The sequence below is a fragment of the Candidatus Glassbacteria bacterium genome (assembly GCA_019456185.1).
Lineage (GTDB): Bacteria > Gemmatimonadota > Glassbacteria > GWA2-58-10 > GWA2-58-10 > JAJRTS01.
This window is the reverse complement of the sequence record VRUH01000186.1, coordinates 1-854: the sequence shown is the minus strand read 5'-3', so window position 1 is coordinate 854 and position 854 is coordinate 1. Positions and strand designations below refer to the sequence as shown.

Below are 854 nucleotides of genomic sequence, written 5' to 3'. Positions count from 1 at the left end.
ATCCGGGAACGCTCAGCCGGGCCGTCCGGCCCTCGATGTCCATCTCCAATTCGATCGGCTTGAACACCGGCTCGTGCACGGTGGAGCACATGGAGCGGTAAATTTGCAGCATGGTCGATCCCGGTTCGCCTCCCTCCCCCTGCATGATGGCGGTGAGGGCGTCCCGCTGCTCCGGAGTGGCGCGTTCGTCGATGATGGCCTGCATGGTGCCGTTGCCTTCGTGAATGGCGTTGGGCCAATCGTAGGTACTGAGGGCCAGCAGGCCATCCAATTTGGTATCCCCGAAATGCCCCTTGTCGATCCGCCAGGCGACGACCGCCTTGCAGGTGCCATCGGTTGGCCGCGCCATGTATTGGCAGGGGCAGCCATAATCGCAATTGCAGTTGGCGAAATGCGGGCCCTCGATGCTCCAATTTGGTGTCGTCATTTTCACTTTCTCCATTTATCCATGGTGTGTTCATCATTCGGGATTGCATCAGCCGCTTTGGAATTCCTGCTCGCCCGGCGCCCCCGATTCCCGGATTGGGGGAATTCCCAACCCTCTGCCTTCCTAATCGCAATCCCCGTACCATTTGCTGAAAAATATTGTATTATGATTTATATCAATTGCTTACCAAACCATACCCTCACTCCCGGCGATTGATCCGGCCCTCCTTTTCCGCGATATATCGTGGGCAACCACGACATGGTGTGGCCGGGGCCGGGATATCACCGGATACCCACCCCTGGAATGGGCCGCGGGTACCGCTTCCCAAAGTCAGAACGCCTGGCGGGAAGCAGTAATCGATTGGAGCCTTGCTCAGGGACCCTCCCAGTTCACTTTTGCCAACTCGGCGCATTTTCCGGGATGAGCG

The 854-nt window shown here is 58.1% G+C and carries 1 protein-coding gene; it reads right to left on the bottom strand.

Annotated elements, in window-relative coordinates:
* A partial coding sequence (locus FVQ81_18780; GenBank protein MBW7998574.1) for a DUF1326 domain-containing protein occupies positions 1 to 442 on the bottom strand: 442 nt, incomplete at its 3' end.
* Between the last annotated feature and the right edge of the window lie 412 nt (positions 443 to 854).